The following is a 25,599-nucleotide window of genomic DNA, read 5'->3' on the forward strand; positions in this document are numbered from 1 at the left end:
TTTTTTATCTTGTTTTCCCAGCCAGCGACGGCGTTTTATATGTAGGAATACCTTTTTACCACGCACAGGAAAATCCTGAATTGTTATTTCTTTATGGAATCCGTGGGCTATGACCAGCTGAGAGGAGAACTCTTTAGGAATCTCCGGCTTCTCTTCAAAATACAGGTGTAATATATCTCCTTCTGTTTGATGACCGGTAAGATCAAAATGGGTGATTAATAATTCTGGTAATAATATCTTGAGTAGGTCTATATATGGATCCAATGCTTCCGCTTTTAGAAAACAAAAATCAAACTATAATTTCAATTCACACACAACTTTTGAGAATGATCCATTCAAATTTTTCAGCTAATTCCAAATTTGGAGACCCAAAGGGACCTTTTTGTTAAAATCAGGAGCACTTTTGGAGACCCAATTTTTGCTTGGAGACCCATTTTTTCTTCCGCAAGTATGCCAATTGTTTAACTAAAACTAATTGGTATGAACCACTCAAAACTTACTGTCTTATTTATTATTAAACTAGCTAAAAAGAATAAGCTAGGCTACTGTCCTCTGAATTGTAGAATTACCTACAGAAACAAACGAAAAGAGTTCGCCTCTGGACTAAAAGTTCAACCTGAAAAGTGGGATTCTGAATTACAGATGGTGGAGGGAGAGCCTCTGATTAATTCAAACATTAAAATTATAAAAAGTAAAATTCAGAAAACCTATATCTCATTGGAGTTAGATGGTAAGGATTTTACAGTGGTAGATATTGTACGAAAGTATTTATACAAGCCTGAGCAGAATAAGACCTATCTGGTATTTTACTATGACTCCTATTTAAAAAAGCTATCCAATTTGATTGGTAAGGAGATAAAGGAACCCACCTACAAGAAATTTGAATATGTAGGTAATGATTTGAAAAAATTTGTAAAATCCAGATATGGGAAAAACGACATTTTTCTGGAGGACTTAAAACTTCAATTTCTTGAAGATTTCGACTATTACTTAAAAACTAAGAAAAAACAAAAGCAGGTTACTATTAATAAATCTATACAGCGACTTAGAAAAATTGTAAAGGTAGCTTCTGCTGAAGGTTTGATTAATCCTGATCCATTTGCACTATATAGGCCTAAAAGAGTTAGAAAAGAGGTTACCTACCTTACCTCAGAGGAATTAGAAGCCTTAGAAAATTATCATTTCCAATTGCCACGACTGGAATTAATAAAAGACCTTTTTATTTTTTGCTGCTACACGGGGCTGGCCTATCGTGAAATGAAAGAATTAAGAAGGAAGCATATCATTAAAAATTATGACGGCAATCTCTGGATTCAGATAAAGCGAGAAAAAACTGGAAAAAGTTTATCTATTCCTATACTTCAGAAAGCACAGGAAATTATGAATAAGTATTCAGGCGAAGAGGAGCTTATCTTTCCCTCATACAGCAATCAGAAAATAAATGCTTACTTGAAGGAAATAGCCAGTATTATGGGGTTTGAAAAGAATTTAACCCATCACGTAGCTAGAAAAACTTTTGCAACTACTGTTCTGCTTTATAATGATGTATCAATGGAAATTGTAAGCGAATTGTTGGGGCATAGCAGTATCCAGATTACCCAAGATTATTATGGGAAAATTTTACAGAAAAAAGTAGGGCAGGCAATGGTTGAACTCTCTAATAAATTAAAATCTGATAGTACGGAAAAACGTAAATAATTGATTTTAAATATATTTATCTTGGGGTAGGAATTTAAATAATGAGGTTATGGGAACCTTTAAAACTCTTGAAATTAAATAGCAGTTGGATATGGAGGTTTTAATTAAACCTCTTTCTATTCTGCTAATTTGAGAGATTTCAACCCCAAGATCATTTGCTAATTGAGCTTGAGTAAAACCACTTTCTTTTCTGACCTTTCTAAGGTTTTGTCCAAATGCGATTAAAAATTCTTTTTCCGATAAATTTTCCACGTGTTAAAATTCGTGGAGCTTAAGATTTATGTTATAGGCATATTTGCCTATTTTTAACTTTGTAACTAACCGAAATTTTAAATTATGAAAGCAGTTAATTACTCCTGGTGGATAGGAGCCATTATTTCCACAGTTTTGACATTAACTTTAACTGGTGGTTCAGCCAAGGACAATCCTGCAATGTTAATATTAATAGGAATTTTTAACGGAGTCTTTTGGGGCTGGATGATAGGATTTATTTTTGATAAGTTAAATGAGAAAAAAGATGCGGCTAAATTTGCAACAAAAGAGGTTAAAGAAGATAACATAAAAGCAGCTAGTAGAAATATAGAAGCAGTATCAACTATAAAAAAATCATCTGAAAATGTCGAGTATTATAGGGCTTTATTGGATTATACAAAAAGAAATAACCCTACAAAGGAATATCTAACTGAAATGTATCAGGGTACAATGAATAAATATGTAGCCGAATATATACGAAAAAATCCAAATATTACGAGGGATCCTTTAATGGGTCCTATGAAATTAATAAATTATATTAATGTTGCATCTGAAGAATTAAAAAAAGCACTTTTAAATGATAAAGAGAAATTTGCAATTACTGATGAAGATGCAGAAGAGATAATAAAAAAGGTTCATAAAACAACTATAAACAAAACTCTAAAATAATTTTTTTTTAAATTTTTGAGAGCGCATTATAATCTAAAGATGCACCCCCTCTAATTTTTAAAGTTGGGCATACCCCCGTAGGCATTTCCTGCGGGGTTTTTTATTTATGAGGTTTAGTTTTTTACAAAATATCCTAAAGATCAACCCCCACTCTTTTTAGGCGTTGGGAGAAGGTCTCCTGAATTTAATTTTAAAATCATTAAAACTATGGTTACGATTGTAGATTACAAATCCTATGAAAAAGAAGATGGTGGTGTTTTCCATTCACTTATTGTTCAAGGAGGTTTAGAAGCCGTAAAAAGTAAAGAAACAGGTCAAATTTACTTTACCGCCAAAACAGCACAAGTTTCAAGTACTTTCGATGAAGCTACCTGTAAGTCCTTAATTGGTTCCCAGATTCCTGGTATCATTAAAAAAGTTAAGGTTGATCCTTACGAGTACACCAATACCATTACTGGTGAAATCACTACTTACTCCGAAAGAAACGTTTTTGTAACGGAGGAGGAGGAAATTTTAGAAAATAATCTGGAGGAAGAGAGAATGGTAATTTAATCTTTCAGGTTTATTGAAATAAGTAGGAAAGAGCTTCTAAAAAGAGGCTCTTTTTTTTGTCTCACATTGTCATAGGCCTTATCACAGCTTTAATGACAACTAATAATCTAAAAAAATGAAACTAAAACAAGCACAGCGAAGCCAGGTAAAATTAAGAATTGGCCTAAGCGGGCCCAGCGGATATGGTAAAACAATGTCTGCTTTATTACTTGCCTTTGGCATCACCCAAGACTGGAAAAAAATTGCAGTAATAGATACTGAAAATAACTCTGCAAGTCTTTACTCTCATTTAGGCGATTTCAATGTTTTAAGTATGGAAGAACCCTTCTCTCCACAGCGTTACATTGAAGCCATTCAAACCTGCGAGAATGCTGGAATGGAGGTGATAATCGTCGATTCTATATCTCACGAATGGTCTGGTAAGGGAGGATGTTTGGAAATGCACGAAAAGTTAGGTGGTAGATTCCAAGACTGGGCTAAGATAACCCCGTTACACAATTCGTTTATTGATGCGCTATTACAATCTAAAGCTCACATTATAACAACTGCCCGTAGAAAGGTAGACTATTCCTTGGATAGGGATATGAACGGTAAGACGAAGGTAATGAAACTTGGAACCAAAGAAATCACCAGAGAAGGTTATGAGTACGAATTAACGGTCAATTTCGAGCTAATTAACGAGAACCATTTGGTAAAAGCATCCAAAGACCGCACAGGTTTGTTTATGGATAAGCCAGAATTTGTAATAAATCAGGCTACAGGCAAAAAATTGAAAGCCTGGTGTTCTGAAGGTGTTTCAGTTGAAGCCATAAAAAAGGAGATATCTATGTGCCACAATCTTGCGGGGCTTAAGCATATCTATGATAAGTATCCTTCTTTGCACAAAGAATTATACCCTTTAATAATGGAGCGAAAAAACATTATTGAAGACAGTAATTCACAGGTGATCGAAGAAAACAATGTACAACAACCAAAAAATTAAAATTATGGAATTAATTACAAGATCCCCTCTACAAAATCAGATGGTCGAGGAAAAGGAGGTGGTATCCTCCAAGAATAGAAATTTTATAGAAGCAAATACTAAAAAGGTAAGCCTTGAACATTTAAAAAATGACTGTATAATCCCAGTATTTGCGAAGGATAACGAAAGCACAATAAGTCATTATGAATTTGTTCAGAAAACCAGGGAAATAGCTCAGGATTTATTTCCTGAGTTCAGTGTTTCTGAGCCTGATATTAGGACTTCTCATATAATTAAAGGCAGAATACCATCTGCAATAGGAAAGCCTGCAAAAGAGCTTAAAGAGCACGAGAAGACTTTGTATTACGAGAGGCTCGCGTTTGTTTTGGAAATACCTGAGGTAGTGGAAAATGTGAATGGAAATAAACTTGCCTTAACTATTGGCGGGGTTAGAGCATACAATCAGGAAAATCTTTTTAGTAAGAAAAGTCCTGAAAAGTTCAAGGTGTTCATAGGTTTTAAAAATATGGTTTGCACCAATCTATGCATTAGTACAGATGGTTTGGCAGATCAGATAAGAGTTAATTCACTTAACCAGTTATCTGAAGCAGTGGAGAACTTGTTGAACCAGTATGACCGAATGAAGCATCTGGGAATGATGGAACGAATGAGTAGGTATGAACTTACCCAGGCTCAATTTGCCCACTTCATTGGAAAGCTGAGAATGTACCAGTTTATGGGTAAGACGGAGCAAAAGCAATATTTTCCTGTTTCCTTAAATGACAGCCAAATAAATACTGTAGTTAAGAATTATTACCACGACCCTAATTTTTCCCGTAAGGAAGATGGATCAATTAATATGTGGAGAATTTTTAATCTGCTCACTGAAGCAAATAAGTCCTCTTACATAGATAATAATCTGGAGCGGAATGTAAATGCGTACGACTTAACCAATGACCTGGTTAATTCACTGCAAAACAGAATAGGAAATTTCTTCCTACATAATTAATTGTATAGCTTTTTCGTAATGAGCGACGATGAATTATCAGATGTCCTTAAGTATAGCTCGCCCGATACCCTCTACATAATAACCTGGAATAATTTACTTAAAAAACTCTTCTGTCCATTTCAAGTAGTGGTTAAACACCAAATTGGGGAACTTGAGAAGGGAGAGGTGGTGTGGGTTAATAGTGTAAAGGTAACGGCGAAATTAAAAACCGTGTTTTTGATAAAAGGGCGAGCTTACTATTATGACCATTTTGAAATTTTAGATCCGCCATAGGATCAGGGAGTTTATTTTGTATTTTGGATAACCAAGCTTTTGAGTGTATTTTCTCCTTTTAATAAAAAAATCGCTGAAAACGTCCTGCGCAGAATAAGATGGACTCTGGCATTGAACAAAATTTTGGGATATGCCAGTTCATTTTAGATTCAAATCTTGTCTTTTAAGACTATGAAAATGCACGAAAGCGCTATATACAACTGAGTTAATATGCTTGTTTTTAGGGATTTGACTTGATTTCGCTAAGCGAATGTTGTATATTTGCACTACTTCAAAGAGATTAAACTTTGGCACTACTTTCTTTCCTGTGCCATTGAATTACCGTAAAAATTAAATGATTGTAGAACCCATAAATTTTAAAATATATGAGATAACCGTATAGAATATTCCAGCAATTTAATACCAGTTGTAATTACGAAGGTGTTAAGCTCACTGATTAGAGATCCTCTAATTAAAGTACGCTTATATGTGCTCGGCAGATGGAGAACACAACAATGATGAGGAGCGCAGAAACGATAATTTATTTACAAATGAATATAGAAAACTACTTAAGAAATAAGTATGATTTTAAATACAATGAAATTTTAAACCGAACTTTTTATAAACCTAAAGATCAGTTAGATTATGGAATTCTTCAGGGTTATGATTTTAATTCTATGTTTCGGGATATCCAGAACAATGATATTAAAGTAACTATTGGTAATCTGAAAAGTTTACTGGAATCTGATTTCGTTACAAAGTATGATCCTTTCAAGGATTATTTTACTAGCCTACCAATATGGGACGGGAAAACTGACCATATCACCAATCTTGCTAAAACTGTAAAAACTACTGATGATGAGTTATTCTATTGGGCTTTTAAAAAGTGGTTGGTAGCAATGGTAGCTTGTGCTTTAGAGGCAACGACAGCTAATCATTCGGTACTAATATTTACAGGAAAACAAGGACTTGGGAAAACAACCTGGATGATGAACCTACTTCCCCAAGAACTTAAGGAATATGGCTATTCAGGTAATATAAACCCGTCCAATAAGGATTCTACCATTTTAATTTCAGAAAGGTTACTAATTAATATGGATGAATTATCCTCTTACAGTAAGTCCAAAGTAGAGGCATTTAAAGAGCTTATTACAAAGGAGGTGATTACTGAGCGTAGGCCTTATGGTTATTTCTCTGAAAACTACGTTAGACGAGCATCTTTTTGTGGAAGTGCTAACCACAATGAGATATTAATGGATGTTACGGGGAATCGTAGATTTCTTGTATTTGAGGCATTAGATATTAATTTTAAGCACGGGATCAACCTGGATCTGGTTTATAGTCAGGCATACGAACTGCTAAAACAAGGATTTAAACATTACTTCGATAGGGAGGATATTGCTCGTATTGAAAACAATAACGAAAAGTACAAGCAGACTTCCACTGAAGAAGAATATCTCGACAAATTTTTTGACTTACCAAAAGAGGGACAAGAGCAGGTAGTTAAATTTATGAATGCTACGGAAATAATAGAATATATAAAATTTAATTCCACAGGGTATATAGGATTTACAGCAACTAATCTTGGAAAACTCCTAAAAGCAAAGGGGTTCGAGACTAAGAAAATCGAAGGGTTGAAAAAATATATGGTGATTTTAAAATAAAAAGGTAACCTGGGCAGGTAAGGCAAGAGAATAACAGTAAAGTACAAATTAGGGGATTAAAAAGTTTGAAAAAATTAGGTGCCTCCCTTGCCCTTTAAAATAATTTTATGGAACACAATGATAGAATTCAAAATCTGAATAGACGCATATATCAATATAATGCTAAAACTGGCCGCCTGGTCACTTCTTATTGGAGTTTGGAGGAGGCTGCAAAACATTTAGATGCTGATCCAAATACAATAGAGAAAGCCTGTAGAGGGGATCTTAAAACTTCCAATGGTTTTTGTTGGAGTTACGCTTTGGCAATCAATTTTAAGCACCACACAGATAAGCGGAAGAAACAAGTTTTTCTTTTTAATAAGGATGGTGAATTTTTAGCCAGTTTTAAATCTGTTGCAGAAGCTTCAAAAAAAACTAAAATTAATAAAACATCTATAGCAAAGTGCTGTAGAGGGGAGTATAAATCGGCAGGTAATTATTACTGGGAGTACGAATCCAAATACAAGGTAAATGATGAGGGGAATAGTTTATAAGGCAAGTAATAAATTCACTGGAGAGTCCTATATAGGGATAACTACAAATTCGATAAAACAACGGCAACTAGATCACGTTGAGCGAGCTTTAAGAGGAGAGGAGGGCAAGCTATATCAGCAAATCGCTACCTATGGCCCTGAAGCTTTCATTTGGGAACAACTAGACACGGCAGCTAACACTGATGAATTAGCAGCCAAGGAGAAGCAATATATAATTACTTACAACACAAAAGAAGCAGGTTTAAACAGCGATGCTGGAGGTGGGATAGAAAAAACGGTTTACCAATATGATATTGAAACCAAAGAGTTAATAAACTCGTATCCGAATCTTAACAGTGCTGCTATTATAGTAAATGCTACAAAACAGGATATTTCCAGGGCTAGTTTAAGCGCCAATGGATTGTTTAATGGGTTTTATTGGAGCTATGACAAATCAGATGTTTTTATTCCCAAAGGAGATGCCAGAAAGAAAAGAGTTATTCAGTTGGACATAAACCACAATCCAATTGCTGAGTATACTTCAGTAGCTGAGGCTTCCAGAATTAGCGGATTTTCTAAAACCTGTATTTCTAGGGTATGTAGGATGGAGAGGGAGGCTTCAAATGGGTTTTACTGGAAATATGTGGAAGAAGATGAAAATGAGATTTTTAACGATAAAATTTAAAATATGGATATTAAACTAGAAAATGATAAAATTAACTTATATGTAGATAACCGAAGCGAGCCAATGTATTCTATTGGCTGGTATGAACTGGGAAATACTGTAAAAATAAATGGAAGTGAAATCTCTGAATGGATAGATCATTTGCAAAATAAGGACTGGGTAGATATTACGGGATTATATAAATTGGCAAGAAAGATTCACAAATCCCTTCCCAGGAACAGGATTGATTGGGTTCAAACCTTTTATCCTGTTGAAAAAGATTTATTTTTGAAGCAGCTGGAATCAGAAGGTAATTCTCGTTCTGATTCAGAAGAAGTAAATTTCCAGTATTTACTTGATAAAATACAGAAAAGGAGAAATTTTACCTTTAAGTTGAATAAAATTGATCCCAATTTAATAGAAAGGCGGGTAATGGAGAATTTACGATTAAATGGTATCTCATAAACTATTTAATACTAATGGCAGTCAGAAATGGCTGCCTTTTTTTTTGAGACAAATTGCAGATTTATCTCTTATATATATTATATAGCCTTAGTTTGAATAAAGGATAAATCTGATTTATAATTTTCCACTAACCAGTTCATAAAAATTATCATCAACTATTGTATTTAAAATCAATTTTCTAGAATTAAGAATACGGGAACTTTTCTTGAAATTAACTTTACCAAATTTTCTAGTGCGCATACTATAATTCAGGATTTCAGTATTTTCGTTTATCTCTTTTATTTCAGTCTTGTGTAACTTATATTTTGCTATACTTTCAGAGGGAAGGGTACTCTCAAATAGATAGGCTGCTTTTCTTTTATTTGTTTTTTGGTCCTTTCTATAAACTTGTTTAGGGTTAATATAGAAGATGCTATTAGCCATACCTATTAATAGGTTCTGTCTAAAATTGAGAGGTTTTTGGGAATTAATATCAATATCGATTTCCTTAAATATAAAATCATCTTTAATTAACGGAAATTTCCAAGTACAATTAGCTACTAAATACTCATTGAGGTCTCCATAATTAATATAATGTTGATGGGTAAGATATTCGTAAACATATTTGCAAATTTTGAGAATCGAATGAATTCTTTCATTTTCTATCAGGAGATGATAATTTATTTCAGGCCTTAATTCCAATACAGGTGGGAATTTAGGATATTCATCAAAATTGAACTTTAGGTATTGTTTAAATAAATTATTTAAATAAAGAGCTATAAGAGTAGCTTTTCGTTTATTAGGTTTCACTGTTTTTATAAAGTATAAACTTTTGCTTCGATCTTTAAAAAATTCATCAATTTCAAACAATGGTAGCAGAATCTGAGGTATAAAATTTGAATTGGCATAAATTTCAAACTTATTTTCATCTATATCTTCTTTACCGATTAACCTTGTAGGAAAATCTGGGTTTAAGTAGTTAGATATTAAATACTTTCTATAATTATCTCTTTTCAGCATAAAATACCAGTAAGCTGATTTAAGATAGGATTCTTGATTCCTAATAAAATCGGAAACAATTAATTGAAATTTTAATTCATCTAGTTTATTAATTTCAGCTTCACCTAAATCTTCACTGGAAATTGTAAAACCATACTCGTCCGTGTTTATAGATATTACATCATCATAACTGTTAAGCACATTCATTAGCTCAGCAGGTGTATTGTATGTTTCGGCAATTTTCTCCGCATAATATGCTTCTTGAATTAGCATTCTTTCCAAGATAGTATTGATTAAATGCTGAGGGCTCCCATTGTACACATCTTTATGATAGTATTTATCAAATTGAATAAATTCTTGACTAATATTGAATGAATGTTCAATAGTTGCTAGGCTAGTTGTAAAAAATTGTCTTTGATGCTCCCTTTCTAATTCAAGATCTTCCCTTACAGATTTTGTATCTAAATCATTTTTACTGTAAGCCTTATTTATCACATCAATTTCAATATTCATTTTATTTCTAAACCTCTTGGAAAATTGCTTAATCTCAGTTGGATTTGATTCATTTAGCATCAGGGCTTTGCCAATATTTTTATTCAGGATATTTGTACCAGTACTTATAACGTTCGTAGTTATTAAAAAGTTGATATCTTCAGGAATAAGGGATTCTAATTCAAGTAATTTATAAACCTTGGATTCCTTTCTTCGAGCTGTTAAAACAAATGCTTTACAATCAAATTTTCTTTCCAGAACTTGTTTGATAATTTCGCACTTTTTGGTGTTTTTAATATATATAATATTCAGATAATCCTTGCCAAATTGATTAAGGCAATATTCTGCGAAGGCAACACTTAAAGCGGTATCTTTTTCATTCGTATACTGAATATTTACTTTTGCCTTTATATCCTCTTTAAGGATTTTAAGTTGTGAAAGGTTTAAAATTTTTGTTATTCCACTATATGGGGTGCCTGTCATTAGAACGATCTTGGCAGGAGTATGATAAAGAATATTAATTATACCAGTAAAAAATTCACGTTTTGAACTATTGCCATAAGTGAATAGTAAAGAATGAGCTTCATCTACTATAATTAAATCATTTTCGCTCAATTCGGTTTTGATTCTTGAAAGGCTTTTAAAGGTAGATGTAATAATCTTATCTGAATTCTGAAGATAATTTCTAGATGTGGTATGATTTAAAACAAGGTCGATTTCTAAACTCTTTTTTTCAATAGCTCTTTTAAATTGGCTTTGGATAATTAGAAAAGGACTGCAAAAAATTATTCTTCCTGGGTTTTTATTTTGTAAATGGGAAATACATAGATTAGCAAAAAAGGTGGTCTTGCCACTTCCTGGACTCGCATTGAGTAGAATTCTTCTATTTTCCTGGATAAAGGAATTTATCTCCTTAGACTTTTCAGATATATATTTATCAATCCTCAATTCCTTGGATTGGGGAATTTTGTTAGGGGGCATTTTAGAAGTTTAGATTTAAAATTTACCTAAAGTCTTAAAAAATTATAAATTCAGCAATAACCGGATATAGTATTATTGCATAAAATATGTTACTATGAAAAAACCTAATAATTGGCGCCTTGTTGAGATGTACGAAGGTAACTATATATTTGAAGATATTAATGAAGAATTTCAGGTCAGCCTAGACAAAATGGGTAGGCTGAGTCCATCCTATCATATTCATTTCAATCAACTGAAGGGTGAAAATTGTCAAATAGGCTATAAGGAAGGCGCATATAACTCAAGTGCTTCTGAAAAAAATACCGCACTTCAAAAAGCTTATGAGATGATGGATTTTATAAATAAGCACAAAAAGTGAAAGAACTATAAGATATCAGCTCATTTATCTTTTTGCAATTGCTGTAAAGCCCTGTAAACATATGACGATATTAATATCTATAAGTATGAAGAATGCCGTTGAAATTACAGAAACGCTGACTTTTTTATTTGCATTTGATTAACATTTCTTAATTTTACGCATACCCTACACTAGAGACTGTTGAAATCTAAGATGAATCCAACCACATAAATTATCTGTGGTCGTAATTCTACCACAACATTTCTCATATTAAATTTTACTGTATAATAGTTGCACGAACATTTGAAATTATAGATGATCTAATTGAGTGATGTATAAAAATTCTAACGCAAGAGATTTGAATTTAAATGGCTGACGTACACGATAAGAAAACCAGAAGCTACAACATGAGTCAGATCAAGGGTATGGATACCCGGCCTGAAATGATAGTTAGAAAGTTCCTTCATGCTCATGGATTTCGGTATAGTTTACATAGTAAGAAGCTGCCTGGTAAACCAGATATTGTCTTAAGCAAATACAAGACAATCATAGATGTTCGGGGGTGTTTCTGGCATCTGCATAAGAGATGTAAATTTGGTGACCAGGTTTCCACTCCATCAGAAAAAATCACTTCCAGAAGAGAATCTGCAGTAGAACGGGATCGAATAAAAGTAGCTAAGTGGAAAGAAAAGGGTTGGAATGTAATCGTGATATGGGCGGAATGTGAACTTGAACCAAGAAAAAAATATTCAGAAGGAAGAGAAGTAAACCTAAATGGATTACTTAAAAATCTTAAAAATCTTAAAAATGATAACCCAGGTAAATAATTTATCAGATGTTAGAGCATTTGGCAAAGCACTGATTATGGAAGGAACCAGCTTCCATCCAGATAATGACTTCAAGGAATACATAATTAAAGCCTCCGAAAAACCGTCATATACTTTCAAAGAAGCTAAATTCAGAAATAGTTTAATGGAAAAGTGTTTTGTTATTTGTGCAAATGAGAAAGTTGATGTTTATAACATCATGTTTGAAGTTTATCTGAAAGAAACGGGTATGGATAAATACATTCCTTTACCCTTAGATTCCTTTCAAAAATGAAAATTCCAATAATTGATATTTTTGCCGGTCCTGGGGGGCTCTGTGAAGGCTTTTCTAATATACCTTCTAATAATAAACAGGTATTTGAATCAAAGCTGTCCATCGAAATGGACAGCAACGCACATAAAACACTTGAACTAAGAAGTTTTTTTAGAAAATTCTCTCGAAAGAATGTTCCTGATGAATATTATCAGGTTATGAGAGAATCGGATATTGAACGAAGAGAAACTTTAAAAGAAGAGTTGTATAAAAGATATCCTAAACAGGCTAAACAAGCTCAGGAAGAAGCATGGTGTACAACACTTGGAGTAGTTCCGGCGAAAGAGGTAGATAGACGAATTCAGACAGCACTTAAGGGTGAAAAGAACTGGGTATTAATTGGTGGACCACCTTGTCAAGCATATTCTTTAGTGGGTAGGTCCCGCAGACAATGGAAGGAGAATTTGGATAAAAAGGACGTACGCGTACATCTATATAAGGAATATCTTAGAATAATTGCCAAACATAGTCCTGCTGTTTTTGTAATGGAAAATGTAAAAGGGCTGCTTTCTTCAAAAATTGATGGAGTCAAGATTTTTGAATTCATAAAGCGTGATTTGAGCAATCCAGCAATCGTTTTTAAAGACGCTGAATATAAATATAAGATATATTCATTGACTACAAATCCTGTAGAATTTGATTCCGAAGACCAACCTTTATATAATTCTGATTTGGATTTTTTGATTCGATCTGAAGAATATGGAATTCCACAAAAGCGTCATCGAGTTATTCTTCTCGGAATACGAGAGGATGTTAAAGTAATACCTGACATATTAGGGAAGTCATCCAATCCCGTTACTCTTAAAGATGTGATTGGGGATCTACCTAAGATCAGGAGTGGAATAAATCGATCATTTGTTAAAAGTGAGATGATAAATGGAAAAAAGAAACGATACTATAAAACTGCAGTGGACTCAGATCAGAATTGGAGTGATCTTACGAATTCATTTAGATCAGAAATAATTTCGTGGAATGGATTTGCAAAAAAATATGATTTATTAGAAATAAACACTCCAAAACAAGGTGTAGGAGAGGAATTTATTAAATGTGATACTCCAAAAAAAATAAATCCTTTATACAGCTGGTTTCACGATCAAAATTTGGAGGGAGCCGCAAATCACCAATCGAGGACTCACTTGGTTCAGGATTTAAAACGTTATATGTTTTCCAGTATGTTTGCAAAAACATATGGACGGTTTCCCCGGTTACATGAATTTGAAGAGCATGGTAACGAACTTTTGCCTGATCATGAAAATGCTAAATCAGGAAAGTTTACAGATAGATTTAGAGTTCAGTTACCTAATGAACCGGCTACAACTATAACAAGCCATATTTCAAAAGACGGTCACTATTTTATTCATTATGACCCCGAGCAGTGTAGGAGTTTAACGGTAAGAGAAGCTGCTAGAGTACAGACATTTCCTGATAACTATTTATTCTGTGGGTCGCGTACCGCACAATATCACCAAGTAGGAAATGCAGTACCTCCTCTTTTGGCTAAAAAAATAGCGGAGATTGTTCTTAAAGTTTTGATGCAGAATGTTTAAACAGGAACTTTTAGACTATATAAGGGAAGCCTACAAAGAGCTTAATAATTTAGAAGTAGTGATGGATGGAAAGTCCATGCAGGGTTCATTATATAATTTACTTACTCCTTATCTAGCTCATACCAATAGCCTTGATGAATATGCAAGGGTGATTTCCTTTTATACTCAAGAAGGAAGTCGGCAACAGAAATTACTTCCGTTGTATATAGCTTTATCAAACTATTATAAAACTTTTAATGATTTAAAGAGTAGCTATTCCGAAGAAGCCTTGCACACTGAAAATTTAGAAGAGAATCTAGAAAAATTGAATGGGGCTCTTCCTGAAACTTTTAGTTATCTAGGAAAGAAATGGCGTAATAAGTTTTTATCAATAGATATTAGCAGGAATAATAGAGTTCATTTTTATATTGAATCAATAGAAAGAAGACCCCGCCGGATTGCCCCTAAAATTCAAGATATTCTCCCTCATTTAAGAAAAAACATTCAGGATTTTGAGGAGTACAATACAAAACTTTCCAATTTTCAAATTGCCCTTGATAAGTTTATCGAAAAAAATAAAGCTTATATCCAATTTGAAGAATATAGTAACATCTCAACCATAGGGATACACGAAATTCTAAAATTAGGAAGAACCATTAATAAAAAGCCTGAGTCTGGAGTTTTGTTATTTACAAATAAAACTAAATATCTGAAACTGATCGAGGATACGGAGTTTAATTCTAAGGCAGTATCAGAAAATTTTCCAATAGCAGAAATAATCGTAAGTAGGGATGGAGAATTAGAAGTAGTACAAAAGAAGTTTTCCGGCTCCTCTCCAATTATTTATATCTGTTCAATCGAGTATTATGCCGGCTGGGAAGTGCTTTTGGAAGATTTAAATATAGATTATGTAAATACTATTATTATCGATGATTTAGATGAATTGTTGAAAAAAGAGAAGAGCCGAGAATATTATTATTTCAAAGAATTTACAGCATCTGTCAAGAATGCACAATTGGGAGATAGATTGAAGGATGTTTATTTTCTCCAAAAGGATTATAATTTCCTTCAACATAAATTTCTGGAAACATTGGGTATGAACCTATATCCGTGGTTAATCAATCATGCGGAACGAAATTTTCTTTCTAAAAGAAAAAATGATGAGGGTGTGAATCATCAGGTTTATGCAATCAATGATGATTTAGGAGCAAAATTTTGGGAACGTTTTAAATCAATTGTACTACATCTGAGATTTATAATGTTCAACGAGAACATCTTAGATAATAGAGTGAAATATTTAACCTTTTTAAATGAAGGATACACTCTGTTGTCCAGAATTACTAGTTTTTATAATGAGGATATCAGGAAGGATTTAGAAAATTATCTTAAAATCTTTTCATCTAATTTGGACCTGTTCAATTCAGTCTCTTTTAATAATAAGGTGGAATCGTTACGTGAAGTGATTAATCTATACCCTTTATCTAATCCGAAAATAGAAATATTATGTCAGATTCTTAATCGTAATAATCACCTTAAGAAAGTAGCAATTGTTTCAAAAAATAATTCAGAACTAGATTTTATTTACGTAAGGAACAAGCTGAAAAATTTCCAAACATTGGAAATTAGTTTTTTCCAACTGGAAAATATAACTCCAAAAGAGTTGAAACCCTTCGATGCAGTCTTTTTTCTAAACTTTTCAGGAAAACTTACTACTTCGATCTTTTTGACCTACTACAGTAGAAATCAATATTTAATTCTCAATAATCGGGCGGAATTAGGATATTACAAAAAGTGCTTTAGAGAATTTACACCTATTATAACTGATATTTCCGATTTCACAAATAAGCTGCTTATACTTAATTTAGAACATCAGGAAAGCCTAATTGAAAAGTCTACAATAGAGTTCGTAATGTCTGACTATATTGTTTACGAAGAACCAGAATTGGAAACAATTGAGGTGAAGGAAGAAGATGTTGAGGATTTCATAGAGACAGATGATTCGGAAAATATTGAGGAGCAAGATTTCTCATTTATTCTGGAAAAACTTGTTAATAATACACCCGGAACAAATAGAATCACCGAATTTAACACACAAGAACGTGATAATATACTTCTTATCTTCCAAGATAGTTTTTTAAAAGTACCATCATCAAAATATTTTCATATTCTTGAGGAAGAAGGCGTAGATAGTATTCGAGATATCAAAAAACGTGCTTCGGAAATTCAAGCCGGTGACAAAGTTTTTCTACTTCAAGACTTCAATAATGACTTTAATGATCTTCTCTTTCATCTCAAGAAACACTATCCGCGTCTTAATAGTTTTTATGATAAAGGAAATGCTTGGAGAGTAGATCTATACAGTAAATATGTTGAATGTGGGGGATACATTTCTCGGTTGAATAAATATTTAAATTCTCAAGGAATAAAGGTAACAGACCCTACAGTAGAACGATGGATTTCTGGTTTAACAATCGTACCGGAGTGTCTTGATCAATTGGTCGACCTATTTAAAAGAGAAGAATCTAATCAGAGCTTTAGCTTTGATAAGACTGAGATTTTGGAGGCTGCGAATTGGTTAGGAAAATTTAGAACTTCTTTACACAAGGAGATTTTTCTTTATCACATCTATAAAAAATACAACATGGAACATCAGATTAATAATCTTGATCTTAAAAACCTTATTTCTAAAATGGATGGGATTGTTGAAATAAAAGAAGTATTAATGATAAATAAAGCTCAAAATGCCAATTCTACCACAGTTCCGATTGAAATTCGATAATAAAGGTGAAAAGGAAATATTTCAAAAAGCAGTTGATTCTAAATATTTTGATTCTTCAAAAAGATATTTAATCCACTCTTTGCGAAGCCAGAATACAAAGAACAAAATAGTTGGTGAAATCGATTTTGTATATCTAGATGACCAATATGTTTTTTTTCTTGAATCTAAAGGAGGAGCAGTAAAGTATGACAGTAGTAAAGATGAATGGTGGGTCCTGGGAGGAACTAAAAAGGGTGATCCCTTTGCTCAGGTTACAGATTACTTGTTTTATGTTCGAGATACTTTATTGCCCCAATATTTTCCAGATAGATTTTTTAATCAGAGGTTAATTTTTGGTTACGGAGTAATGTTTCCAGATGTTGAAAAAAAATTATCATTTTCTAGGCATAACAAGAAATCTAAAAACTTTAGACAAGAAACTATAGAATATGATCCAGAGATAATTTATACCAGTTCAGATCATGAGGCTCCTAACGGGCTAATCAAATATATAGAGCATTTAAAAAGCTATTGGAGAACTCATGGCCGTTATTCTGGTAAAGGCAGATCTTTTGGAGTTGGTCATAGAGACGTGCAGGACATCCGACAAATCTTTCGCAAAGATTTGATTTTTGAGGTGCCAATTAGTAAGGTTTTGCACAAGGAATCATTTGAAATTGAAAAATTCACAAAGGAGCAATATAGTTTACTGGATAATTTTGGTTTAATAAAGAATAGAGGTTTTGTTGTTACCGGCGGACCAGGTACAGGGAAAACTATTTTAGCTAAAGAATTGTTGAGCCGGCAAACCTTAATGGGAAAGAACTGCGCATATTTTTGTTTTAATAAGAATTTATCTGGAGAAATTAGAAGGTTTTTCGAAACCAATGAAGAAACTTCATTTATAGATTGTTTTCATATACATGGATTTATTTATGATTCTTTGCAAGCTAAAAATTTATTACCTGAAAATGATGGTAATAATTTTTGGAGTGAAACCCTGCCTTTACAATTTAAGCTTTGGTATTCAGCATTAGAATTGAAAAAATATGACTTTATTTTAATCGATGAGGCTCAGGATATTTTCAATGAAAATATAATAGATGCAATATTTCTAAATCTTAGCGGAGGATTGGAGTCAGGAAATTGGGCTATGTTTCTAGACTATAAATATCAAAAATTTTATAGTGGCTTTGATGAAGATTATTATGAGTTATTTCTGAATACCTATCCTTGTTCTCTTCATACCCTTCCTTTAAACTGTAGGAATCATCCTGATATAATAGAAGTGGCGAGTTCACATAGTGGGCTAGAAAGTATGCCGTGTAGAAGGACAGAAGTAATATTTAAAACCACTATTGACTATTATCAAGAGTCTGAGGGGTTGGGAGATAAAGTATGCGAAATTTTAAAGGATTGGAGGGATAAAAATATACCTCCAGAGGAAATCACAATTTTATGTGCTGAAAACCAATTTCTGGAACAAATTAAAGATGTGTTAGGGAGCAAATGTGCCTTAGTTTCTGAAAACCAACATAAAAAAGAAGGCTTTTTCTGTTTATCTACAATACATTCCTACAAAGGTTTAGAAAATAACTTTATTCTAATTGTAGGTATTAATTCATATGATCGTTCGCGAAAGGATCTGATGTCCCTGTTTTTTGTTGGTTATACTCGTGCCCAAGTGGGATTATCTATTTTATTAAACGAAGATGTTAAAAAAGATCTGACTCAAAATATTTTAAAAAATATCAAAATCGATGTCTAAAAGTAATAGTTTAATTAGAGAGGATTTATTTGAATGGATCAATCGAACTTATTTGGGACCATATAAGGTCACAGAGTCAGGGTATCCTGATTTAGAAGAAGCGATTGATTTTTCTCCCAAGGATTTGTACACGACTGGAATATTATATCCTCAAGTTCGAGAATTGGAGGATTTATTTTCAGAAGAGGTAGAGACAGTAGAAACAGAAACTGACCTTAACTTAGATGAGGATAATAAGAAGGACTCTGTAAATAATGGAGTGAAAAAAGGAAATAGGAAAATTGTAGATGATGAAGAAGAGGAATTGAAGTTAACAACTGAATTTAATCCTTCTTCATTGGCAATTTCATTTCTATGCGAAGAGAATCAAAAAATACATCTTAAAATTAAATATGGTAAATATTTTCCTGTTCAGAATGGGGATAGTAGTTACAAACGTTCTCATTTTGAAGTGGATATCAATTTTAGATGCACTTCAGAGGGAGTGATAAATGAATCGCATAAAGTGGAGGGATGGAAAAAATCTGAGTCAGGGACGAAACTGATTTCACTTACTTCTACTGATGATACCGCGAAGGTTAAAATAATTTCAAGAAATAGTTATACCCAAAATGGAGCAGCCTCCTTAAAAGTAATTACTGTTTCTCTTATTAATTCCAGATTCTGTGTGAGAAAAGAACAGAAAAAGGTCAATCATCTACTATTTCAACCTGAAATTAAAGTAAATTCTACTCAAGGCTTTCAAAGTTTTCCAGACCTTACTAATCTAGAAAAGCTTACAGAAGAAGAGAAAGAGATTAAATTTTTATACAGGGGATATAAAAATTTTGGTCAGGGTCATGGTTGTGCTGTAGACTGGAAAAAGCAAGATAATAAAGTAGTCGAAATTTGTTCTGCAGTATTACCAAACGAAAAAATTAATGGTGTCGATTTTAATCCCGAAGAGTTAGATGGAATTGATAACATACTTTATATGAAGGTGCTCTCAAAAGCACAAAGTAAAGCTGAAAAAGAAGATTTATTTGAACAATTAAATCAATTTATTCTTGCTTATGAAAAATGGATAGGTATACAAGAAGAAGAAATTCAGAAGGAAAAGCTGAATTTAGAATATCAGGAATCTGCGAAAAAGATTCTTGACAAATGTCGTGATTTATATTCAAGAATGCAGACGGGAATAGATTTGCTCAGGAAAGATCCGACAATATTAAAATCATTTCTAGATGCTAATAAAGCTATGTTTTACCAGAGAGTTATGGCGGACTTTGCTCAGCATCGAAGGCTTTCTAATAGAATTTTGTCAAACGACAACCGGTTTGATGATCCACTGCCTGAATTTGATAAAATACCTTTTGATGCCGCTTCTAATTCTATTTGGGAAAATGGAAAGCTTAATGCTAAGTTGTCTACAGATTCAAAGCGAAAGCTAGCAAAATGGAGGCCATTTCAGTTGGCATTTATATTATCACAAATACAGGGTGCTACTGACATTGAATCAGAAGACAGGGATACTGTAGATTTACTATGGTTCTCTACCGGTGGTGGTAAAACTGAGGCTTATCTTGGACTAATAGCGTTTACAATTTTTTATCAGAGACAAACAACTTCATTCCAAGATTCAGGTGTTACCGTTATGATGCGTTATACCCTAAGAATGTTAAATAAGCAACAGTTTAGTAGAGCTAATATTCTAATTTGTTCTTGTGAATTGATTCGGTTTAATAATCCATCGTTATATGGAACAACCAGAATTTCGAATGGACTATGGGTTGGAGGTACTACAACGCCAAATAAACATACCGGTAGCGATAATTATCCTGGGAATAATGATTATCTCCAGAAATATAAAGAAAGAACTGAAGCTAAGAGATTTAATGAAGGCAATTATAGTCCACCGGTTTTTACATGTCCATGTTGTGGAAACAAGTTAGTTAAAGAGATACATAAAAATGAAAGTGGTCAGATTAGCGTAGTAGGAAGATGGGGTTACCATCAAATAGAAAATGTTCTCAATAGGAGACCGTTTCCAAATCAAAACCCTTTCTATCTTCATTGTACTAATACAAAATGTCATTTTCATGTCGGAGAAAATGAGTTCAAATTAAGGAGGAATGATAATTCTTCTTTTATGGAGAGAACGCTGCCGATTTATTATGTTGATGAAGACATCTATTCCTATAGACCAACTCTTTTGTTTTCAACGGTTGACAAATATGCCCAGTTAGCTTGGCGTAAAGAATGCTTCCATTTATTCAACTTTAATAGTGAATTTAAAAGGATGGCTGATCCGCCTAGTCTGATAGTTCAGGATGAGTTACATCTAATTAGTTCTTCCTTAGGTACTATTTACAGTCTTTTTGAATTTGTTATTGATCTTCTTTGTACTGAAAAAGGAATACAACCAAAAATTGTGGGTGCTACAGCAACGGTAAGGAATGCTCGACAACAGTGTATCAAAATATATAATAGGAAAAAATATGCCCAATTTCCTCCTTCTGGTATTCAAATAGATGATTCTTTTTATTCTAGAAAGAAAACTGAAGATGCAAATGCTCGACTTTATATGGGGGTTATGCCAGCAGGTTTCACTTCGACTACAGCAAAACTAAGGCTCGATAGCATTCTTCTGGAAGGTACGGACCAAATAACTAACGCAGCTAATGAGAATGCTGATAATTATTATACGCTTTTAGCATATTTTAATACTGTAAAGGAACTAGGGAAATATCGAACCTTGTTGGAAGATGACATGGTTTCATATCGCCGGTTCTTAAGTTTGAAGCTTGGAAAATTTTTCAAGCAATATGATCCTGATCGCATTATTGAACTTTCCAGCCAAATGAATTCCGATCAAATAAATAGAGGTCTGGAAGTATTGGAAAAAATAAAACTGCATAGTATAAACGAGAAGGATCCTATAATCCAGTTTCTCAATTCAATATCAATTAGATCATCTAAAGATTTGGAAGATACTCGTTTCAAAACCGGCTGGTCTTTTTCATGGTTAAGGATAATTAATGAGTATTGGGATCATTTAAAGCCTTTATGTGGCCTTCAGGAGGATATGAGGGTGAATAGTCTAAATTCGGAAGACGATAGAGAAAGAGCCAGACGATTACTTGATCATTGTTGCAATCTTTTTCTAGAAAAAATAAATGAGGTTAAAGGTTTAAATAATGAAGATCCAATTAAAGTAGCTCTTTCTACTAATATGATTTCTGTTGGGGTTGATATACCAAGATTGAACGTAATGTCCATATCAGGACAGCCTAAGACCACCGCTGAATATATTCAAGCAAGCTCTAGAGTTGGTAGAGAAGTCCCTGGAGTTGTTTTTACCCTTTATAATCCAGCGAAAAATCGTGATAGATCACACTATGAAAATTTTAAGGATTATCATCAGGCTTACTACAAATATGTCGAAGCTACAAGTGTCACTCCTTTTTCTCTACCTGCTTTAGAGAAAACTATAGATTCTGTACTTATTTCTTTGATGAGAGGATTATATATTAAAGAAGATGCGGATGCAACTTTGTACCCTGATAGAGAGGAAAAAGTTCGGGAACTTGGAGAATTACTCTTCCAACGGTTTTGTGCTATTGAAGAAAATTTGGAAAACGTAGATCCTGAAATGATTGCAAGAAGAGAGAAAGCCATGAATGAAATTGTTGAGGACGTTATAAAAAGATGGAAAAGCAGATCGAATCTAACTTTTACCAGTTTCTGGGATGTAATGAAAAATCCTCTCGCTGAGGACAAGCTAAGGTGGAATCTTTTTACTGATCCAAAATACAGAGATCATCATTTGACCCAGGATATGCTATTCGCAATGAGTTCATTGAGAGATGTAGATACATCTTCTAATATTAAATTAAAAAGTTATATAGAATAATGGAACAAGAAATAAGAACTTCTCAAGCATTACATACATATGGGCCTGGAGCAATAGCAGATTTTCCTGAACTATCAGTGATGGTTTTATCACATGATAAGCCTCAACCACCTAATGGTGGTGAATTTTGGGGAGAGGAAAGAGAAAATGCCCCTAATCGACTGGATGATGAACGATTAGCAATTGCCTTTAATGTTGAATGTTTTGTTTCTCCTCCTGTTAAGGAATCAGTTTCAAAAGCATCAATTCAAACTACACGTTTCCCAACGATCCTACAGTGTCCAGTAACGAATGAGCTTTTTAATATTAGGGAATTAGAATCCCATGAAAAATTCTATACAAATTACGAAGAGAGAAATAGGAGAACTGTTGACGAAACTTTTAGTGGATATCATTCACCAAAGGTAAAAGGAAGAAAATTGATTCCGGTTCGTTTTGTTATAGCAACTGAAGAAGGTTTTTTAGATGACTTTCCTTTTGATTGGTACGTCCATGTTAAAAATAATAAGCCAGAGGAAATAGGTAAAGGAAATCGACTCTTTTTGAAATCAAAAGGGAATACGGCTTCTTTAAAAACACTTGAGATAGAAAGTTTTAAACCAGATGGAACGTTTGTATGCAAAGCTTCTTTAGAAAGTATTTTTGATCAAGAAAAAACTTTTGTAGACCTAACAGATCCGCAAAAAGACTATTTACAGTTCATTAGTGGTAGAATGCCAAAACCGTGGTTAGGTAGAACAGTTGAAAAAAAAGAATCCTTCGGAAATAGCTACAAAGAGTTTTATAGATTTCCAATCGATGATGTTTCATGGCCACCCTATAATGATGGTGCTTCTGATGCTGCCAAAAGAAAGACTTTGGCAAAATATCCCAGAACTTTACAGAGAGGAGCAGGGAATATTTATTTTCCAATAATTTACAAGGCGATAAGTATTCCAAAAAGGGGTTATGATCCGGATTTGCCTGAGGATTTTGTTTCTATTCTTCAGCAGGTTGTTCGGGGACTACAAAACGCTAAAATTATTTCGGAAGAGGAGCCGTGTGAAAATTTGTTGGCTATGTTTGATAATATTAAAGATAGCTTCAGAATTTTAGATTATCCTGACGCTCATTTAAAAGGACTAATACAAAAATACTTTCAAGAAGAGACGAGCAAAAAGGGTCAATATACTATTGCTCAATTGAGGGAACAAGAGTTCAGGTGTTTTATTAATCCAAAAGTAAAACCTAAAAGGAAGGAGTGGTATGATTCCAAAATTATTGACGGTGACAAATATAACTTTTCGGCATCAGCGCTAATTTCTAAAGTAGTTCTTTTAAATAAACTAAGGGAATTAAAGATTTTTCGTGGTTTTACTAGGGTTAAACCACTAATGTTCGAAGATTTAATATTTGAATCGGAAACTAATGTGACTGGAGAAAGAAAAAGAGAGTTTCAAAGAATCCAGGATCCACGCAGCGATAAAAATACAGCCACTCTGCCAGCTACTGAAGTTAAAGGGGAAGGAATTTTTATTCAATTTAATGATGAAATTCTCAAAAAATGGGAAGACTTGCCGCAAGTCAAGAATAGATTTGAAATCATACAAAATAATTATAGAGAATATCGTCGAAAATTTGAAATGGAAGAAGATAGTATGCTTAGTGCTCGATTTATAGCTCTTCATACTTTTTCTCATCTATTGATTAATGAGTTATCCATTGAATGTGGGTATGGAAGTTCTTCTCTCGCTGAGATAGTTTATTGTAATCAGCCAGAAGCTGAATATTCAATGAATGGTATATTAATTTATACAAGTACTTCGGACTCAGAAGGAACTTTGGGTGGGCTTGTTGAAAAAGGCTTGCCTGATAATCTAGGGAGTATTATTGAAAATGCCATTAATAAATCAAAATGGTGCAGTTCAGACCCCCTTTGCATAGATGACGAAGTGGGTAAAGGATTTATGGGAGTAAATCTTGCGGCATGCCATTCCTGCTGTTTGCTTCCTGAAACTAGTTGTGGCAGTATGAATAAATTTTTAGATAGGGGATTAGTTATAGGGACCCTAGAGGACCAATCTATAGGATTATTTTTTCAGAAAGAAGTTTTTACTACATAACCATGGTCCAAAAACGGCATTTGAGTTTTATAAAATTAAATTTAATTCTTTTCGAAGTATTTTAAGGTATAATGATATAGCAAGTAGATAAATTAATAAAAATTAAAAAAATCATGAAATGAAAAAATATTTTATTTTTGGTAAGAGAGCTGTTTTGGCTTTAGAAGATGGCGATTTAGATGGGGTTGTTGAGGCGATAGATGATTTAGAAGGAGATGTGTTTATTTTTGAAGAGGGTGTAACCCAACCCCATGATCTCTTAGCGGCTTACAGTAATTGGACTGATTATGCTTATTTAAGTGATAAGGAATATTCTGAAATTGCTGATAGGATATAAATCCTGGTTGCATTTAACCTTAAATTAAAAAAGACCCTAAATATAATTTATTTATTCACGTATGTTCTATAGTAAATTATAAAAATAAAATTTCGTAATTTTCAATACTGTCTTAAAATCAAAGATTATTTATTAGGCATACTTTTCGGATACCTATTAGTGGTTACCCTTCGGAAACGACTGTTATTACTGCTATAGCTCCCCTTGGTTCGAGCCCAAGAGGGGGAGCAACTCGCGAAAGAGGCTGTCTGAAAAGGCAGCCTTTTTTGTTGTATTATTTTCTGGTTTTTAGTATTTTCATGTAATGAAAGCCAAAGCAGTATTTAAGACCTATGACCAGTCGCAGTTAAGTCTTTTACCTCCCAGTTATGATGATCTGGTCCCTGCCCATCATCCCGTTAGGATCGTCAATACGATTATTGATCAAATCGACATCGCTGACCTGGAGCGAAGTTATAAAGGAGGAGGTACCTCCAGTTACCATCCCCGGATGTTGCTCAAGGTGACCATCTATGCGTACCTTCGCAATATGTATTCCTCTCGTAAAATTGAGCAGGCCCTTCAGGAGAACATTCATTTTATGTGGCTCA

At 33.4% G+C, this 25,599-nt stretch carries 23 protein-coding genes; 20 read left to right on the forward strand and 3 right to left on the reverse strand.

Features of this window, described 5'->3' with window-relative positions; genetic code table 11:
* Positions 1–264: ISAon1 family transposase N-terminal region protein (locus B5440_RS14900; protein ID WP_079711172.1), on the reverse strand; the 264-nt coding region annotated here is incomplete at its 3' end.
* A 216-nt stretch (positions 265–480) separates the two neighbouring features.
* Here B5440_RS14900 and B5440_RS14905 point away from each other — a divergent pair.
* Positions 481–1,698 (forward strand): site-specific integrase, encoded by a 1,218-nt coding sequence (locus B5440_RS14905; protein WP_070054756.1) that lies wholly within the window; start codon positions 481–483, stop codon positions 1,696–1,698.
* Between the two features lie 6 nt (positions 1,699–1,704).
* On the opposite strand, the gene B5440_RS14910 is transcribed toward B5440_RS14905, so the two are convergent.
* Positions 1,705–1,950, reverse strand: coding sequence for a helix-turn-helix domain-containing protein (locus B5440_RS14910; protein WP_070054757.1), 246 nt, complete (start codon positions 1,948–1,950; stop codon positions 1,705–1,707).
* A gap of 84 nt (positions 1,951–2,034) precedes the next feature.
* Here B5440_RS14910 and B5440_RS14915 point away from each other — a divergent pair, with 84 nt between their 5' ends.
* From B5440_RS14915 to B5440_RS14955, 9 genes are all read left to right on the forward strand, one after another.
* Entirely contained in the window at positions 2,035–2,619 is a 585-nt protein-coding gene (locus tag B5440_RS14915) for a hypothetical protein (protein ID WP_070054758.1), read from the forward strand.
* A 207-nt stretch (positions 2,620–2,826) separates the two neighbouring features.
* On the forward strand, positions 2,827–3,171 hold the full coding sequence (locus B5440_RS14920) for a hypothetical protein (protein ID WP_070054759.1): 345 nt from the start codon (positions 2,827–2,829) through the stop codon (positions 3,169–3,171).
* 115 nt (positions 3,172–3,286) lie between these two features.
* A complete protein-coding gene (locus tag B5440_RS14925; RefSeq protein WP_070054760.1) occupies positions 3,287–4,153 on the forward strand; it encodes an AAA family ATPase in 867 nt (288 codons plus the stop codon).
* A gap of 4 nt (positions 4,154–4,157) precedes the next feature.
* Entirely contained in the window at positions 4,158–5,141 is a 984-nt protein-coding gene (locus tag B5440_RS14930; protein ID WP_070054775.1) for a DUF3871 family protein, read from the forward strand.
* An 18-nt stretch (positions 5,142–5,159) separates the two neighbouring features.
* The gene (locus tag B5440_RS14935) at positions 5,160–5,414 is read left to right on the forward strand and encodes a hypothetical protein (protein WP_176728214.1); all 255 of its coding nucleotides are present in this window, start codon (positions 5,160–5,162) and stop codon (positions 5,412–5,414) included.
* Between the two features lie 530 nt (positions 5,415–5,944).
* Positions 5,945–7,057, forward strand: coding sequence for a VapE domain-containing protein (locus B5440_RS14940; protein WP_070054761.1), 1,113 nt, complete (start codon positions 5,945–5,947; stop codon positions 7,055–7,057).
* 107 nt (positions 7,058–7,164) lie between these two features.
* The gene (locus tag B5440_RS14945) at positions 7,165–7,590 is read left to right on the forward strand and encodes an NUMOD1 domain-containing DNA-binding protein (RefSeq protein ID WP_070054762.1); all 426 of its coding nucleotides are present in this window, start codon (positions 7,165–7,167) and stop codon (positions 7,588–7,590) included.
* Positions 7,568–8,254: an NUMOD1 domain-containing DNA-binding protein gene (locus tag B5440_RS14950; RefSeq protein WP_070054763.1), complete on the forward strand. Its 687-nt coding sequence runs from the start codon at positions 7,568–7,570 to the stop codon at positions 8,252–8,254. Before B5440_RS14945 ends, B5440_RS14950 begins: the two co-directional genes overlap by 23 nt.
* A gap of 3 nt (positions 8,255–8,257) precedes the next feature.
* Positions 8,258–8,698, forward strand: coding sequence for a hypothetical protein (locus tag B5440_RS14955; protein WP_070054764.1), 441 nt, complete (start codon positions 8,258–8,260; stop codon positions 8,696–8,698).
* Positions 8,699–8,812: 114 nt separating this feature from the next.
* Here the strand turns inward: B5440_RS14955 and B5440_RS14960 are convergent, their stop codons facing one another.
* On the reverse strand, positions 8,813–11,149 hold the full coding sequence (locus tag B5440_RS14960; RefSeq protein ID WP_070054765.1) for a DEAD/DEAH box helicase family protein: 2,337 nt from the start codon (positions 11,147–11,149) through the stop codon (positions 8,813–8,815).
* 94 nt (positions 11,150–11,243) lie between these two features.
* On the opposite strand from B5440_RS14960, the gene B5440_RS14965 reads away from it, so the two are divergent.
* The 10 genes from B5440_RS14965 to B5440_RS15010 all read left to right on the forward strand — a co-directional run.
* Positions 11,244–11,507 (forward strand): hypothetical protein, encoded by a 264-nt coding sequence (locus B5440_RS14965; RefSeq protein ID WP_070054766.1) that lies wholly within the window; start codon positions 11,244–11,246, stop codon positions 11,505–11,507.
* Between the two features lie 347 nt (positions 11,508–11,854).
* Positions 11,855–12,313 (forward strand): very short patch repair endonuclease, encoded by a 459-nt coding sequence (locus tag B5440_RS14970; RefSeq protein ID WP_070054767.1) that lies wholly within the window; start codon positions 11,855–11,857, stop codon positions 12,311–12,313.
* Positions 12,294–12,587: a hypothetical protein gene (locus tag B5440_RS14975; RefSeq protein ID WP_070054768.1), complete on the forward strand. Its 294-nt coding sequence runs from the start codon at positions 12,294–12,296 to the stop codon at positions 12,585–12,587. Before B5440_RS14970 ends, B5440_RS14975 begins: the two co-directional genes overlap by 20 nt.
* Positions 12,584–14,173, forward strand: coding sequence for a DNA cytosine methyltransferase (locus B5440_RS14980; RefSeq protein ID WP_070054769.1), 1,590 nt, complete (start codon positions 12,584–12,586; stop codon positions 14,171–14,173). The genes B5440_RS14975 and B5440_RS14980 overlap by 4 nt, the downstream gene beginning before the upstream one ends.
* Positions 14,166–16,931: a hypothetical protein gene (locus tag B5440_RS14985; RefSeq protein WP_070054770.1), complete on the forward strand. Its 2,766-nt coding sequence runs from the start codon at positions 14,166–14,168 to the stop codon at positions 16,929–16,931. Before B5440_RS14980 ends, B5440_RS14985 begins: the two co-directional genes overlap by 8 nt.
* The gene (locus tag B5440_RS14990; RefSeq protein ID WP_070054771.1) at positions 16,918–18,678 is read left to right on the forward strand and encodes a DNA/RNA helicase domain-containing protein; all 1,761 of its coding nucleotides are present in this window, start codon (positions 16,918–16,920) and stop codon (positions 18,676–18,678) included. The genes B5440_RS14985 and B5440_RS14990 overlap by 14 nt, the downstream gene beginning before the upstream one ends.
* The gene (locus B5440_RS15655; RefSeq protein WP_070054772.1) at positions 18,671–22,570 is read left to right on the forward strand and encodes a helicase-related protein; all 3,900 of its coding nucleotides are present in this window, start codon (positions 18,671–18,673) and stop codon (positions 22,568–22,570) included. Before B5440_RS14990 ends, B5440_RS15655 begins: the two co-directional genes overlap by 8 nt.
* The gene (gene drmB, locus B5440_RS15000; protein WP_070054773.1) at positions 22,570–24,672 is read left to right on the forward strand and encodes a DUF1998 domain-containing protein; all 2,103 of its coding nucleotides are present in this window, start codon (positions 22,570–22,572) and stop codon (positions 24,670–24,672) included. Before B5440_RS15655 ends, drmB begins: the two co-directional genes overlap by 1 nt.
* A gap of 118 nt (positions 24,673–24,790) precedes the next feature.
* Positions 24,791–25,009, forward strand: a complete 219-nt coding sequence (locus tag B5440_RS15005; RefSeq protein ID WP_070054774.1) for a hypothetical protein — start codon at positions 24,791–24,793, stop codon at positions 25,007–25,009.
* Positions 25,010–25,313: 304 nt separating this feature from the next.
* Positions 25,314–25,599, forward strand: a 286-nt coding sequence (locus B5440_RS15010; RefSeq protein WP_234996396.1) for a transposase, incomplete at its 3' end; no start/stop codon positions are given.

The sequence above is a fragment of the Salegentibacter salarius genome (assembly GCF_900168265.1).
In the GTDB taxonomy this organism is placed as follows: Bacteria; Bacteroidota; Bacteroidia; order Flavobacteriales; family Flavobacteriaceae; genus Salegentibacter; species Salegentibacter salarius.